This window comes from Turicibacter sp. GALT-G1 (assembly GCF_025594995.1).
GTDB lineage: Bacteria > Bacillota_I > Bacilli_A > MOL361 > Turicibacteraceae > Turicibacter > Turicibacter bilis.
Genome location: NZ_JAMQUS010000010.1, coordinates 1 through 16358, shown reverse-complemented (window position 1 = coordinate 16358; position 16358 = coordinate 1). Strand labels below are relative to the sequence as shown.

Below are 16358 nucleotides of genomic sequence, written 5' to 3'. Positions count from 1 at the left end.
TTCCTTTTTTCTATATTAAAGAGAGGTTGAGAGAATTGGAGAAGAAAGTCTACATTATATGTATTTAGCATCAAGATGATAAATACATAAGACTTCTGTATTGGTAAATAGAGAACTTCAAGTACAAACTCAAAGTATAGTCCCACCATGAAAGACTATTAACTTGGGAGGTTATCTCTACACACCCTCATTATAGGCACCCATTCAAAATCCTAAACAAAAATCCGAAAATTTTTTCATTATTTTAAGGCTCAACACCAGAATTGGTTCTTGACAAAAAAGTTGATACAAATAGCTGAATCACAGATTTAGAATTTCAGTATTTTATCATTACTAATGATGAACCATTAGAGTTAATTTCTTAGTTGAACCAAGTCAAGCACCATTTTTGGTGAAGACTCTATTTTAAATATTAATAAATTATCTTCTAAAATCGAGGTCATTTTTATAGGCACTTCAATAATAACTGTGCGACGCTTATCATCCTATCAAAGTCATCTTATACAGTTCACCTTTAATGGTTATACCTAATTTCTTCTACCTAAATGGATACTTCCTTCTATACAAGACCATTTAACTGATAAAAGAGATTTTCCTCTCATATTTTTTTATATTATTACTAGTAGAAGTCTTAATAAGCACTAGCCACAAAGTAAAAGGTTGATTCAAAATTCATTTTTCCTAGAAATTATGATAATAATAAATAAAATGAGGCAATTTAACGAGGGAGTCTATCATGGGATGATAAGTGGTGAAACCACTTATCATATGCAATGCCCATTAAAAGCACTTCATCGAAAATAAATGCCTCATTTATATTATTATAATTTAGTCATCTTTTATCTATATAGCTACCTGATGAATGTCTAAAGAAATAATCAAACTTTTAACCACAACCTAGAAAAAAAGAGATAATTTCGAAAATCCGAAATTATCTCTTCACTTAAGCAGACAACTCCGCCAAGCGCGGAGTATAGTTCAGCTAAATTTTTGCTCTACAAAAATAGCTGAACAAACATAAAATAAACCTCGAGAGGGGGAACTCTCGAGGTTTGGTTAAACGGTCGTGGGGGAACACGATCCGTTTGGGAGTGAGAAAACATAATGAATAAGAAAATCAAAGGGGGAGAAAATTTATTATCATTTTCATCCATAGTTATTATGGCACAAAGTTATGTACAAAAAATGAATTAAACGTGTTCTTTCAGTGTCCCTGTAACGTTTACATCACTTTTTTCTACAAATTATAACCAATTATTCAATAATCACCGGACTATCTTGTGTCATTAAATATTGCAGTGACTTAAACTCATACCCTTCATTTCGAAGTTCAGGAATTAACTTATTTAAACATTCTGCATTATCACTTGAGATACTGTGCATTAACACAATGGCACCCGGATGCATACGTGCTAAAATTTGATTATACGCATAATCCGCACCTTTTTGTTTATTCACATCCCAGTCCATATAGGCTAAAGACCATAAAATTGTATAATAGCCACGCTCTTTCGCCCAATCTAACATTTGTTGATTAAAATGTCCTTCAGGTGGTCTTAAGTAACGAACCATCTCTTGGCCCGTAATCTCTTTATATTTATCTTCAACTAATTGTAATTCTTCATTAAATTTTTCTTTGTTGACTTTCGCTAAATCTGGGTGATGCCACGTATGATTGCCGACGATATGTCCCTCATCTGCCATTCGTTTCACAAGTTCCGGATTTTGTTCCATGAAATGTCCCGTCACAAAGAATAAAGCTGGCACTTGATGTTCTTTTAAAACATCTAAAATTAAGGGTGTATTTCCATTTTCATAACCACAATCAAATGTTAAATAAATCATTTTTTGATCGGCGGGACCAATATAATAAGCATCATTTTGACGAATAATATCATCAAACTCTTGACCCGGCCATGGTTGCTCATGATTCTCACCTTTTGGGATACCCCAGCCTATATCTTTCGCCTCTGCGTGACAAACTGAGATAAAGCATAAGAGGAACGTTAGAACAGTCAACTTCCAACTAAAATGTCGATTCATGTTGTTCACCTCTCATTATAAAAGAATTATCACTAATAATTTGTCGAGTTTTGTGTAAAATATACATAAACAACATAAAACCATTTATTAATCATGGTATTTCCCTTAAACTGACGACATATCATAAATTAAAAACCTTAGTTGGGAGGGACCAATTATGCAACATGTTTTTAGCTTAACCTTTATCAAAAAAGTAAAAGAACAAATGAATCATCGAGAGATTAAAGCCTTACCTGAACAAATTGCATTCAACTTAATTATGGCCATCGTCCCGCTACTCGTCGTCATTGTTCAGCTCGGAACTTATCTCTCTTTAAATACCGATCTCGTGAAATATTTGATTACAGCCTATGCGCCACAAGAAGTTCAACAACTTTTACTCTATCTTTTTGATACAACCTCTGCTCCTCAATCGGGAACTTTATTTGTTCTACTGACCGCCATCTCTTTCTTTTGGCTCATTTCAAAAGGTTTTTACGGGATTTCGATAGCTGCTAACACGACCTATCAAGTTCCCCTCATGAAATTCGCCTATCTTGAACGTATCTTTTCATTTATGATGCTTTGTTTTATGATTTTACTTCTCGTGGTTGCTATCATCCTCGCTTTATTTGGTCAAGCTATCATCTCACTCGTCCTTCACCTTCTCAATATTCAAGTGGATTCATACATGATTATTCTCTTTAATATCATTCGATCAACGATCAGTTTCATTTCCTATTTCTCCTTCTTTGTCCTCCTGTTCTACCTCGCACCAACCATTAAAATTAAAATTCATGAAATTATACCCGGTGCTTTAGTAACAGCCGTTGGGTGGAGTGTCGCCTCAATTGGGTTTAGTTTCTATGTCAATTACATCGCCAATTATAATAAGTTCTATGGGAGCCTCTCAGTCATTATTATCCTTCTCTTTTGGCTCTATATTTTAGGCTATGCCATCATGATTGGATTACAAGTGAACTATATCTTAAAACGCGATTATTACGGAGGCGTTGACTACTTACCTCGCCTAACTCTGATTCAAAAATCTAAATATCTTTCAAAATGGACAAAATTTACGGTTAATGACGAACAAAAGATAAACTAAATGCACCTCCTTTTCGTATGAACCTCTACCTTCATGAATACAATGGAACATACTGATAACTGAGGTGAAAATTATGAAAAATGTATGCCTAATTTTAGGATTAATGATCATGAGTTTATCCGGTTGCTCCAATAATACAAGTCCAAAAACTATCTCAACACCTCAATCGCTACAAAGTCTATCCATCACAACCAATACCGGAACGAACACTAACACGGTCTCTAATCCAAGTACGGAAGAAAACAATTCACAACCAAATGATTCAAATCAACAAACAGAAACCACCAATTCAACAGAAAAAACATTCGCCACACAGCAAGACTTTGTAGATTATATGTATGAAAAAGTAAAGGCCCTTGAAGACACCATTTCACTACTCGACTCTAACTTAACGCAAGTATATTCTGTAGCGGGAACAGAAGCTGAAACAGCTCAACTTTCAATCCGACATAATCTATTAAAACAAACAACGAATGAAATGAATGCTATTGAATCACTAAAACGACCAAATGAAGAGGTCGCAACGCTTCAAGACTATGTTGTAAAGGCTTATCACTACAACGTTGAATATAAAACAGCAGAATATGAAGTCTTTAAAGCGGAAACTTTACAAGATCGCCAAGTGTTATTAGATGCAAATGCGGAAAATGAAAAACTCGCTCAACAATACATCTCATTGGCTTGGTCAGAAATTGATCGTCTTTCAGAAACGGCCTACGACCGTAAATAGTAAAAACTGAGGCTAATTACTAGCCTCAGTTTTTACGTCTTTCGGATGTTTACGATACTTAAACTCACTCATAATCCAGATTAATCCTGGAATAGCTAATTGGAAAATAGGGAGAAGCCCTTTAGGATTCTCAATAATTACACGGTAAATATTTTCAATCCGTTTAGAGCTAATCTTTGTTGCTCCAACGATTAACAAAATTCCAATAGGAATAGCTAATTGACGATAGTTAAATCGAACAACGATTTTTTCTAAACAAGAAAGTCCTGCATAACAATAAATACTGATCTTAAAAAAACAAGTCGTCATTAAAATAATAATAGATAATGGATCAACTCGTTCAAAAACAACACTCACTCCAACCATTTTCATCGCATTAAAGAAAGGATAGACGAAGTTTTCTGTTAAATCAGCACCTAAAATCCCAATATTCATCACATCAATTCCAAGTAAGATAACCATCGCCAAAGTAATGCCGACATAGCCATATTTCAAGATTTTTCCTTTTTTATCATTCGGGATTAATGGAAAAAGAAATAGAAAGGCAAGGGCTTCACCATATGGAAACAAGCTCATCGTATAAATATCAGTCTTTAAGGCAAATAATCCTTTTTCAAGAACTGGTAATAGATTTTCAAATTTAAAGATATCTGATGTAAAAACGGCAATTAATAATGGGATAAAACAAATACCAACAACATAAAACAACAGCTCTGATGAGCGACCAATGACATTCACCCCAAGAATCAGTCCATAGACAATTGGAATCATTAAAAGTGTAATCACAAGCGTTAGATTAGCATCAATCATGATGGTTGCCTTAATCATATCAGACGTACTTTTCAATAACCCCGTCGCTAAAAACAAGAAATATCCCATATAAGCAAGAATAATTAACCCACCTATCCATTTTCCAAAAAGATCCCTAATAATTTCTGTCAACGATTGAAACCCATGTAATTTACTAATTCGATAATAAATAGTAAATAAGAGACCACCAAAAACAGTACTAATTAAAATGACAATCCAAACATCGCGTCCTGAAAAACGTCCCACATTAACAAGTGATGCACTACTAGATAAAAACAAAACAAGTAAAGTTAAAAATTGATTTAAACTAATCCGTGATGTTTTCATAACAGACTCTCCTTTCTAATCTTTTAAATTAGCAATATCTCCAACCGAATTAATCTCGATTTTCACATCAACCTCAAATTCAAGCGTTGGATAAATTTCTTCCCAATAGCCATTAACCGCTGCCCATTTTTTAGGATCTTTTTGATGAATCTTACTTCCAACACCTAGAATATCCGATTGAAGCTCTTGTTGTGTTTTAGAGATAAAATCCATTAAATCTTTTTTTAAAGTCTCCTCAAAATAACTTTGTAAGATGGAGATATTTTTAGGTTCCATTAAATTGATTGGATATTCATTCTCCATTAAAATTCCACTCAATTTACATTCAACTTTCACTTTCTTTTCATCAAGATTCGGTTTAATCTCAACTTTTGTGTCCCGTGCTTCATAAGCGACTTTATATGTCTCATCTATGACTGTATTTAACACATAACGCTTACTATTCCCCACTAAAAGATTATAGTACTCAGCTTCCTCACTATCTAAATAACCGACCAATTTATCACTTTTAAAAGCAGCCAATGAATCGATTTGTAATTGAGTAGGCGGCTCTACTTGTAAAATATTTTCTATTTTTTCACCTTGTGAGATTCCATCTCCTATAATCGCAACACTATTTAGGACAATATTATCTCCTTCAGCATTAACTCGCTCACTCACTTGATAAAGGTTATAATTTACCTGTCTTCCTGTACAATTTACGCACATATTTGATAATGAATCTAATTGAGTAATGGGAATTTGATCACTCGGTATTAAAACATGTAAAATATCTGCCGCCGGAGCATTATTGGCAATCGCCACTGTAATATTGGGGCGAATCGCGGCATTACGTAAAACGAAATCTAACACGGTATTAATCCCATCTTTCGCAATTTCTTCGTCTAGTACAATCACGCTTAAATGAGGAAGATAGAGGACTTTAGAAGTCAACGTATTTAATTCACGATACGCATCATATAATGTTTCACCTTCAGCTGAAACAGAAAAAATAGAAAGGGTATCATGTTGATTTCCAGCAATTGAACTCGGATTAACGACTTGAGCCGTTAGACGATATCGATCCTCAATTTTATCGATTCCAAATCCTGACACAATTCCTAATTGACTCATTTCAACTTTATGAGCGCAACCACTTAAACAAACTAAAACACTCATTAAAAATAGCCATCGCTTCATCACTATTCCTCCTTCCTTACTGGATTTTTCATATTATGACGCGTTCGATTACCCGTTTTGAAAATTTTAGGACGATATTTCATCCATGAAAAAGGTAATCTTAAAAATTGATCCTCTTGATCATGTAAATTAAAAGGAGCCATTGCAGCAAGATAAGGTTGATCTAGCGTCGTCAAGGAAGCTAAATGAAGAATAAGCATAATAAATCCAATCGTAATTCCGTAAAGACCAAACGCTGCTCCTAAAAATAAGAAGATAAATGTTAAAATTCGAGTCGCATTATTCAGACGACTACTTGATAAAATAAAGCCTGCAATCGAAGTAATCGAAACAATAATGATAACCATATAAGAAACAAGGCCTGCCTCAACAATCGTCTGTCCAATAATTAAAGATCCAACGATGGTCATTGAATCCCCTACCACATTTGGTTTACGTAACGCAGCCTCTCGAATAATCTCGAAGAGGACTAAGATAACCAAGGTTTCAATATAGGTTGGAAACGGATTTGAACTCCGCTGATTAATAATGGTGATGAGTAAGACCGTTGGAATCATCTCTTGATGATAAGTAGAAATCGCAACATATAAACCGGGGACTAAAATAACCAATAAAAAAGAAGCATAACGAAGGATTCGAGTTAATGTTGCAATCAAAGGCCGTGAATAATAATCATCTGTAATCTGAAACATCGTAATAAAATAAGCAGGTCCAACCGTCACAAAAGGAGATCCATCGAATAAGATGGCCACACTTCCTTGCATAAGGGCAGCTGTTACTTTATCTGGACGCTCTGTTTGAGTCAAACGAGGAAAGATAGTTAAGTGGTGATCTTCAATCAACTGCATCAATTCACTCGAATCAACCAATCCATCAATATCTAAGCTTTTAATTCGCTTATTCACGGTCTGAACAAGTTCAGGATTTGCAATTCCTTCAATATAAGCCACAAAAACATCGGTCTGTGTCACCGTTCCGACCACATGAGCGTCAAAACGAAGATTAGGATCTTTAATCCGACGACGAAGCGTCGCCGTATTCGTGCGAATCGTCTCCACAAAACAATCTTTCGGACCATATAACGACTGTTCCGTTTGGGGTTCACTAATGGAGCGCATTTGCCATCCTTTACAATCAAACATCATTAACTGGTCGACCCCGTCAACTAAGACGATGATATGTCCATTTAATAAATTTGTATATAAATCGTCAAACCTTTGCGCACACTGTGCATCTATCATACTAATACGAGACTCAAAAATCGATTGAAAAACACCACATGAACGCGTCTTTGAATCTTCAACTAACGACAAATCAATAGCTAAAACATGAACAATAAATTGCTCCGCTTGATTCGTATCAATTAATCCATCGATTCCAAGAATGGCAACAGCGACATCATCAGCACCCTGTAAACGAAGCTTTCGAATCAATAAATCATTAGCATTTCCTAACTTCTCTTTAATTAATGTTAAGTTTTGTTCCAAGTTTGAATAAATTCGTTGGGGTTCTTTTTCAGGAATCGGTTCCTTCGTATTCTTTTTTCCTTTAAAGATTTTAAAAATATCCATCTCATTTTCACCCACTTTTTTTCGGCATTTATCCTATTATTTGTGAAAAAAGATAAGTTATACCCATTCATAATTTTCTAATTTTTACCCAATACCTTGAATTATTGTAGTAAACAGACTATAATGCACTCAGATTGGGGGAAAGCATATGAATTCAATTTCAACCTTATTAACACAACTTCGACAACTCAAACTTAAACTCGCTCTTGAGGGGATGATCGTCGGGTTAATTTCAGGTCTTGTTGTCGTCTTTTATCGACTCATTTTAGAGAAAGCCGAACAGGCTCGACAACTCCTCTTTTCATCACAACATTCCATCTTGCATACCATTAGCTGGTTCATCCTTCTTATTCTCGTTGCTCTATTTGTCGGGAAACTTATGATAAAAGATCCCATGATTTGCGGAAGTGGAATTCCACAAGTAGAGGGGGTTCTCGCTAACAAACTAAAAATGAACCCATTATCTGTTCTCATCAGAAAATTTATTGGAGGAACATTATGTATTGGAGCAGGTCTTTCAGTTGGGAGAGAAGGGCCTTCTATTCAACTTGGAGCAGCCACAGCTCAATACTTAAGCCAGCTTACCAATCGGTCAAAAGTAGAAGAAAAATACTTAATTTCAAGTGGGGCTAGTGCCGGTCTTGCTGCCGCCTTTAATGCTCCCTTAGCTGGTGTTCTGTTCTCATTAGAAGAAGTCCATAAACACTTTTCACCGCTCGTTCTTATCTCAGCCATGTCAGCCTCATTAACGGCTGACTTCGTTTCTAAAAACTTCTTCGGTTTAAAACCTGTTTTTAACTTTAATACACTCGAGGCCATCCCACTTGATCACTACTGGCTCATTATCATTCTTGGAATAATAACCGGGCTTTGTGGTGTCTTTTATAATAAAACAATTAAAAGGACATTAGAGAGATACGATAAACTCACCTGGCTAAAAAAACAGTATCGTCCCATCATTCCTTTTATTTTAGCAGGCCTTCTCTTATTCATTCTGCCTCAAGTTTTAGGCGGTGGACATTCGCTCGTGGAAAGCCTCATTCACGGTTCTTTTACGATTAAAATGTTACTCCTTCTATTAATTGTTAAATTTATCTTTTCCATGATTAGTTTTGGTTCAGGCGTACCCGGTGGTATCTTTTTTCCACTCCTCGTCTTAGGTGCGCTCACAGGTTCGATTTTTGGAACTGTTGCAGCAAGCCTTGGACTCATCAATGAAACCTTGATTCAAAACTTTATCATTTTAGCGATGGCCGGCTATTTTACCGCCATCGTCCGTGCACCTATTACAGGGAGTATCTTAATCACTGAAATGACCGGATCATTGACGCATCTTCTTTCATTATCCTTAATTTCACTCATCGCCTATACCGTGGCTGAATGTCTAAAAAGTGAGCCCGTTTATGATTACCTACTGGGGCGACAACTTCAAGGAACTAAAACCTTTGAAACGTCAGAGGACAAACTCATGATTGAAATCCCAGTCTTTACTAATTCCTATATCGATGGGCGTTTCGTCCGCGACTTATCGCTACCGGATGGATGTCTACTCATTGTCATCAAACGTGGGAGTCATGAAATCATCCCAAGGGGGAATACCGAACTTTTAGCAGGTGATTACCTCGTCATTCTTCTCAAAGAAAGCATTGCTTCATCCGTTCAAGAAGAGTTAAAATTATGCTGCAATACACAAAAAGGTCTAACTATCAAATAGATTAGACCTTTTGTTTACTTGAAAAATGTTGAAATTTAGCTAAAATAGTAGGTTTTCAAGCATATTTTATACTATAATAATTTAGGTTATAAATGGGAAATGATACTATATATGGGTTAAAAATTTTTTACTATCTACGAAAGGGGAGGTTCTATGAATCATCATGTGATCAAAACAATTCTATTACAAATATGTACATTAATGTTCTTTGTCATCTTCTCATATATTTTATATGATGGACTATTTAATCCCTATCCGATGTATATGGAGTTAAATCCATTCATTATCATTCTCGGTGTAGGAATTCTTCTGTTAATATTATATTTATTAATAAAGAGCTTTAGTAAACTTTCTAAAAAGAAGCTAATATTTATTTCAATCATTAATTTTAGTGTACTATTTCTTTTACAATTTATCTTTTTACGATTTTTCCAAGTAAATCCTAGTTGGGATTTTGGAATGGTCTATAACGGGGCTTTAAGTCAATTAGATAAGTTTGAGTACTTATCTTTCTACTTTGTTGGATACTATCCTAATAACATTCCACTATTAATTGTAGAAATGTTGTTAATGCGATTCTTTAGATTATTTGGAATTTCAGATTACTTAACTCCTTTAATTGCTGTTAATATGTTAATTATTTTTATATCGCTAATTTGTACCTATTGGTATATTTATCGTCGTTACAATCTTCAAACTGCTACTTTATTTAGTTTCTTATTCCTGTTAATAACCCCATTTTATGCCTATGTTCCAATTGTATACACAGATACATTCTCAATGATTTTCCCGATCGTAGCCTTATTACTGTATGATCTGTTCTATCATGCTGAAATAAAGAATAAAAAACTCTTAATTATTCTTGGCATTTGGTTAGCCATCGGAACCCTAATTAAAGCGAACGTGGTAATTATTTTAATTGCACTTCTTATTCATTACTTTATGACACACGATTGGAAAACATGGATTAAATTTACTTCAACCATTTCAATATTATTTATTAGCACAATTCTCATTTATAAAGTAATGATTTATCCACATAATTCTATGCCACGAGGTGAAACTGGAATTCCAAGTACACATTGGATTATGATGGGACTAAATAATCCAGGAGGATATGATGATAACGATGCTCACTTCTCCATTGGATTAAAAAATGACGATAAATCAAATCAAGAAATTAAAGAAGCAAATATTCAAATTATAAAAGAACGAATTCAGAATTATGGATTTACAGGTATGATTGATCACTTGAAACAAAAGATTAATTATACTTGGTCGGACGGGACCTACTACTCGATTAGAAAGCTAATTCGTGAACCATTAATGGAAAATAATCCATATGCCGATTATATAATTGGTCATCAAAATAAGTATTTTATTTATTTCAGTCAAATTTCCCATATTACGCTAATTGGATCGATGCTAATAGGTGCTTTCCGATTATTACGTAAAAAAGATCTATTCGAATCCATTTTAACCATTACAATTATAGGTGTATTTTTATTCCTATTATTGTGGGAAACGCGCTCAAGATATTTAGTTTTATATCTTCCAATCTTCTTAGCTTTAGCAGCTTACGGAACTCAAATATTTAAAGGATGTGATAAAAGTGTCTAAAATAATTAATAAGAAAACACTAGAGTTTACTCGATTTGTGATTGTTGGTGTCATAGCAACAGCCATTCACTATGCGATTTATTTAAGTCTAGAGTATGGACTACATATTAATTATAACTTTGCTTATACGATAGGGTATATCCTTAGTTTCATCTTTAACTTCTTCGCCTCTACTTTCTTCACGTTTAAAACGAATGCAAATGCACAAAATGGAATTCGTTTTGCAGGCGCCCATTTAATCAATTATTTTGTTCATATGATTTTATTAAATGTATTTATTTTCATCGGAATGCCAGATAATCTTGCTCCTATCTTTGTCTTCCCTATCGCAATCATTATCAACTTCTTCATGGTTCGTTTCGCATTAAAAAAATAATTTAAAAGGCACTATCAACTGACTGATAGTGCCTTTTAAGTTGCCACTTTTAATCATTCAAAAATTCTTCAATAATAAAGCGTGGACGATCTTTTGTTTCTAAATAAATTTTTCCAATATATTCACCAATGATACCAATACATAAAATTTGGATTCCGCCTAATGTCCAAATTGATAAAATTAACGTCGTCCACCCCTGAATCGTATTCCCATTTAGCCATTGAATAAATGAATATAGTAACGGAACTAAACTTAATAAGAACACCGTTACTCCTAAGCTTGTCACTAATCGAATAGGCTTTACACTTAAAGATGTAATCCCTTCAATAGCAAAAGCTAACATTTTCTTTAATGGATATTTTGACTCTCCAGCAAATCGTTCATGGCGTTCATAATAAACAACATCTGATTTATATCCAACCAGTGGAACTAATCCCCTTAAAAATAAATTAACTTCTTTAAACTCTGCTAACCCTTCTAGCGCACGACGACTTAATAAACGATAATCAGCATGATTATAAACAATATCTGCTCCCATCATACTCATTAACTTATAAAAGATTTGGGCCGTATGTCGTTTAAATCCTGTATCCGTTGCACGATCACTTCGCACCCCATAAACAACATCACACTGTTCATTGATGAACTTTTCAATAAATTGATCAATGACATCAATATCATCTTGTAAGTCTGCATCTAATGAAATCGTTGCGTCACATAAATCTTTGACCGTCATTAATCCACCCAATAATGCATTTTGATGCCCTCTATTTCTTGAAAGTTTAACTCCACTGATTAAAACATTTTCTTCTACTAGTTTTCGAATTAAGGCCCACGTATTATCCTTACTTCCATCATCTACAAAAGTAATACGACTCGCTTTACTAATTAAACCTCTCTCAATTAAAGTTTCAACTTTTTCTGTTAACTTTGTTGCTGTGACTTCTAATACTTCTCCTTCATTGTAACAAGGAATAACAAAATAAATTGTTTTCGACATATAAATCCTCCAAATAACTAATAAACTCTAATTTAATAATTTTTCATTAGATGCCATACCATAAACACATAATGCCATGATTAAAGGTAAAGCGACAATTAAATAACGAGAACGGGTCTCCCAAATTAATAAAAATAAAAATGTTCCAAAGATTGCAATCGATAAGACGATTTCAAAAGCTGATTTTTGTTGGAATAATTTAATGCCTCCAACAACGATTAACCCTAATATAACTAGCTGAACGGCCTGACAGAAGTACACTAAGTAAACTTTAGCATCTCCCCAAATATAAGGTTGATAGACATTCTCACTCACTGGTAAGCGACTCAATTTTTCAGGTGCAAAATAAGTTCCTTCAGCCCATGTAAAATTAATTTTCTCTTTTAAATGATTCATCAATCCACTGAATCCGTTTTTCGTTAATCGATCCTTAATGATTTCTAAATGAACCTCTTTTATTTGCTCATTACTTAATTCTTGATTTAACTTTAAATCATTTGTGAACTCATCATCAGTAGCTGAGTAGGTTCCTCTTCCTTCTGATCCCATCATAATCCAATGTGTCATCGGATAACCTATCTCTGCTTTTTCAACAGGATAATAAGGCGTGATCCATTGTTGATATAATATAGTCAACATAAAAAATGGTAACAGTGAGCCTGTAAAGAACCCTAACCAGCTCTTATAACTATTCGTCATAACAAAATGAATCAAAATGGCAACTAATAAAATAATAACATTCGCCTTTAATAAGACTCCTATTGCTAATACAACACTCATTAATAAAAGCCACGTATAATGTGAACGATCTTTAGAATGATAAAATAAATCATACAATAACACACCAAAAATCATAAAAATCATTACTGTCGTATCCGTATAAAAAATCGTCGTATAGGTGTAAAGTGGCGTAATAAATAACATGAAAAAACTTCCCCATGTCGCCGCTACTAACCCTAAACGTCGTTTAATAAACCAATAAAAACATCCCATGGTTAACGTCATCACTAAGGCATTAGCAAACGTAAAAACATAATAATAATTTTCAATATGAAGTAAACTTAAAAGCTTCATTCCTAATAATTCAACTAAAAATAAAGGAATATTATTTGGATACTTATCCGTAAAATACTCTGGGAAGACAGTAAAACCATCTTTTACAGATAAGGCTGAATGGTAAACTCCTCCTACATCCCATGCTGGCTCCACTTGAAAGTATCTTAGAAAGAAAATCTGAAGCCCTATTAAAACTAAAAAGTTAAAACACGAAAAAATAATCAATGACTTTTTAGACAGTTGACTTAAGGTATGATATACTCCATATAAAATAACTAACACGATTAAGGAAAGTAATAAAACAATCCACGGATTCATTATGGCAAAAACTTGACTCGGATGAATTAGTGCATCAATGAACACATACGAAAATATCCCGATAAATAATACATTAAAAATACTAAGTAGTATTAATTTAACTTTCTCTTCTATTGTCATTAAATCCTCCTTTTAAACACATTTACCTTTAACTATACCATTATATACTAAAAAAAACATATATTCGACACAATTCCAATTATTTTCATTATATTCTTTCGAATATATAAGTCCAGGTAAGTTTCTTAAATGATAAAAGCTTTTAGAGCCTTAGCGGAGGAGGATACATTGCTATTGGAAATGACAGGTAACCTCTATCAAAGCAGTGAGGTGAGTAAGACTAAAACAGATTTATAGCGAGTTTCGCTCGTAACTATCCCTAATGTTAGGACTTAGTTTTTCAACTGTGAAAAACTTATCGCTACTTCTATATAGACAGGTGATAACTCTATCTCTTATCAAAAATCATGAGTATATACTAATTTCCCTCAGATTCATACTTTTTATCTATTAAATTTCTATAATAATGAACTTTTACTTTTTTTAAATAACTATTTAATTGATTTAATCCATAAATCCCCAAAGTTGCGATGACGGGTACATATAAAATAAGATATCGCGATCTAGCTTCCCAAACTAATAGAAATAAAAACAATCCAAATAAAAGAATAGTTAATACTTGTTCAAATTTATGAGATGATTTAAATAAACTTATTCCAGCAACTAATACTAATCCTAAAATTGCTACTTGAATAGTTTGACAAGCCATGACGAAAGGTTCATTTTTCTCTCCAAATACATATGGTTGGAAGATATTATCCTCCATCGGTTGTCTCGATAGTTTATTAGTAGCATAATAAGTTCCATCCCCCCACGTGAAATTAATTTTTCTATTTAAAAATCTCAGATATCCATGAACTCCATAATCCTCTAATCTTTCTTTGATGGCCTCTAAATGCCAATTTGAAAGCTCTTGATTAGTAAGTCCTGAACGCTTTAATTCTTCTGTCTGCTTGACATCATCAGCATAATAACTTCCTGGTCTTTGCGGTTGATCATGAAGTCCCATTAAAATCCAATGAGTCGCTGGAAACCCCATTTCCTCTTGAGAAATCGGAGAATACTGTGAAATCTCTTGTTGATAAATCGACGTAACACTATAAAATGGCAGCACTAATAAAATAATAAAAATCACAACATTCCATCCTTTATTAGTCATAAAATAATGAATTAAAATGGCAACTAAAGTAATAATAACATTCGTTTTAATCATCGTTCCTATGGCCAGGATAACTCCTAATAACAGCAACCATGCATAACATTTAAATCCTTTAGACTGATTAAATAAAAAATATAGTAGTATAGATAATATTGGAAAAATCATGACTAAGGTATCTGTATAAACAATTGTTGTATATGTGTAAAATGGTGTGATAAATAGCATCAAAAAGCTAAATAATGTTGCTTGCTGTAGTCCATATCGTAAATATATAAAGTAATAGGTTAAAAAAACAGAGAAACTTACAAGAATTATATTAAGCATGATAAAAATCGATAAGTAATCGGTCACATTTATTGAATTTAAAAACTTAATCATGCCTACATATATTAAATAAATTGGAATATTATTAGGATATTTAAAATAAAAATAACGATCTAAAACAAAATCTCCTGTGCTTTCAACTGTCGATAAAGCGAAGTTTAAAATTGCACCAAAATCCCAACTTGGTATAACTCTAAAGTAACGAAAGAAAAATAATTGTAATAAGAACAAAATTACAAAATTTACAAAAGTTAATCTAACCAATGTCTTTTGAGACACCTTCAATAACCAGTGGTTAATCATTAAAAATAAACCAATAAAGATTAAACTACCCATTATTAATGTGATAGGTTTAAATAAGCTCCATAAAACAGACGGTTGGGAAACTATATTAAAAATAATATATCCGAACACTAAAATAAATACGCCATTAAATATCCTCATTAAAACTGACTGAATATTCAATAACTTCATTGATTTCATAAAATTCATTTTAAATATCTATCCCTTCTTATTCAGTCTAAATACAAGCAGAAATATTTTCTATATATAAACCGAAATATATTTCACTTTTTTGAATTAACTCTTTTTGATTGTAAGCGGGTAATAATAACACGTATAGAAAAAAGAAGACCTCACCTGTAGACTGAAAGTACAGATGAGGTCTCTTTTCTTTTAGATTCCTTTACAATATTCTTGAACCTTTTTTGCCCAGGGTAAAAAGTCCTCCAAGAGCTTTGGTTTCATTAAAAACTCAACATTTGGTAGGTGTTCAAATAAATAAGTTAAATACTTATAGATATTTAGGCCATGTTCCTTAGCCGTTTCGATGATGCTATAAATGATCGCATTGGCTTCAGCCCCTGATAAGCTTGTTGAAAATAAGTAATTTTTCCGTCCAATAACCACGGTTTTGATGGCACGTTCGGCACGATTATTCGATGCTTCTAATCGTCCATCTTTCAAAAATGCCATCAGTTCTTT

At 33.4% G+C, this 16358-nt stretch carries 13 protein-coding genes; 5 read left to right on the top strand and 8 right to left on the bottom strand.

The window, feature by feature from the left end:
- Positions 1 to 1254: 1254 nt before the first annotated feature.
- Complete coding sequence (pdaA, locus tag NEH74_RS02630; protein ID WP_055277085.1) at positions 1255 to 2043, bottom strand: delta-lactam-biosynthetic de-N-acetylase; 789 nt, start codon at positions 2041 to 2043, stop codon at positions 1255 to 1257.
- Positions 2044 to 2200: 157 nt separating this feature from the next.
- On the opposite strand from pdaA, the gene NEH74_RS02625 reads away from it, so the two are divergent.
- Both NEH74_RS02625 and NEH74_RS02620 read left to right on the top strand, forming a co-directional pair.
- The gene (locus NEH74_RS02625) at positions 2201 to 3130 is read left to right on the top strand and encodes a YihY/virulence factor BrkB family protein (protein ID WP_068759003.1); all 930 of its coding nucleotides are present in this window, start codon (positions 2201 to 2203) and stop codon (positions 3128 to 3130) included.
- A 73-nt stretch (positions 3131 to 3203) separates the two neighbouring features.
- Positions 3204 to 3860, top strand: coding sequence for a hypothetical protein (locus NEH74_RS02620; RefSeq protein ID WP_262941049.1), 657 nt, complete (start codon positions 3204 to 3206; stop codon positions 3858 to 3860).
- Positions 3861 to 3872: 12 nt separating this feature from the next.
- On the opposite strand, the gene NEH74_RS02615 is transcribed toward NEH74_RS02620, so the two are convergent.
- The 3 genes from NEH74_RS02615 to NEH74_RS02605 are packed head-to-tail and all read right to left on the bottom strand — an operon-like array spanning position 3873 to position 7747.
- The gene (locus NEH74_RS02615; RefSeq protein ID WP_262941048.1) at positions 3873 to 4997 is read right to left on the bottom strand and encodes a spore germination protein; all 1125 of its coding nucleotides are present in this window, start codon (positions 4995 to 4997) and stop codon (positions 3873 to 3875) included.
- Between the two features lie 15 nt (positions 4998 to 5012).
- A complete protein-coding gene (locus tag NEH74_RS02610; protein ID WP_262941047.1) occupies positions 5013 to 6176 on the bottom strand; it encodes a Ger(x)C family spore germination protein in 1164 nt (387 codons plus the stop codon).
- Between the two features lie 2 nt (positions 6177 to 6178).
- Entirely contained in the window at positions 6179 to 7747 is a 1569-nt protein-coding gene (locus NEH74_RS02605) for a spore germination protein (protein WP_262941046.1), read from the bottom strand.
- A 148-nt stretch (positions 7748 to 7895) separates the two neighbouring features.
- Between NEH74_RS02605 and NEH74_RS02600 the strand changes: the two genes are divergently transcribed.
- The 3 genes from NEH74_RS02600 to NEH74_RS02590 all read left to right on the top strand — a co-directional run bounded on the left by NEH74_RS02600 (position 7896) and on the right by NEH74_RS02590 (position 11457).
- A complete protein-coding gene (locus NEH74_RS02600) occupies positions 7896 to 9461 on the top strand; it encodes a ClC family H(+)/Cl(-) exchange transporter (protein WP_262941045.1) in 1566 nt (521 codons plus the stop codon).
- Between the two features lie 153 nt (positions 9462 to 9614).
- On the top strand, positions 9615 to 11081 hold the full coding sequence (locus NEH74_RS02595; RefSeq protein WP_055305774.1) for a glycosyltransferase family 39 protein: 1467 nt from the start codon (positions 9615 to 9617) through the stop codon (positions 11079 to 11081).
- Positions 11074 to 11457, top strand: a complete 384-nt coding sequence (locus NEH74_RS02590) for a GtrA family protein (protein WP_262941044.1) — start codon at positions 11074 to 11076, stop codon at positions 11455 to 11457. Before NEH74_RS02595 ends, NEH74_RS02590 begins: the two co-directional genes overlap by 8 nt.
- A 49-nt stretch (positions 11458 to 11506) precedes the next feature.
- Here NEH74_RS02590 and NEH74_RS02585 read toward each other — a convergent pair whose 3' ends face one another.
- The 4 genes from NEH74_RS02585 to NEH74_RS02570 all read right to left on the bottom strand — a co-directional run.
- On the bottom strand, positions 11507 to 12457 hold the full coding sequence (locus tag NEH74_RS02585; RefSeq protein WP_262941043.1) for a glycosyltransferase family 2 protein: 951 nt from the start codon (positions 12455 to 12457) through the stop codon (positions 11507 to 11509).
- Between the two features lie 27 nt (positions 12458 to 12484).
- Complete coding sequence (locus tag NEH74_RS02580) at positions 12485 to 13951, bottom strand: glycosyltransferase family 39 protein (RefSeq protein WP_262941042.1); 1467 nt, start codon at positions 13949 to 13951, stop codon at positions 12485 to 12487.
- Between the two features lie 358 nt (positions 13952 to 14309).
- Positions 14310 to 15866 carry a glycosyltransferase family 39 protein gene (locus NEH74_RS02575; RefSeq protein WP_262941041.1) on the bottom strand — a complete coding sequence of 519 codons (1557 nt, stop codon included), beginning with the start codon at positions 15864 to 15866 and terminating at the stop codon, positions 14310 to 14312.
- A gap of 183 nt (positions 15867 to 16049) precedes the next feature.
- Positions 16050 to 16358, bottom strand: a 309-nt coding sequence (locus tag NEH74_RS02570; protein ID WP_262941040.1) for an IS66 family transposase, incomplete at its 5' end; no start/stop codon positions are given.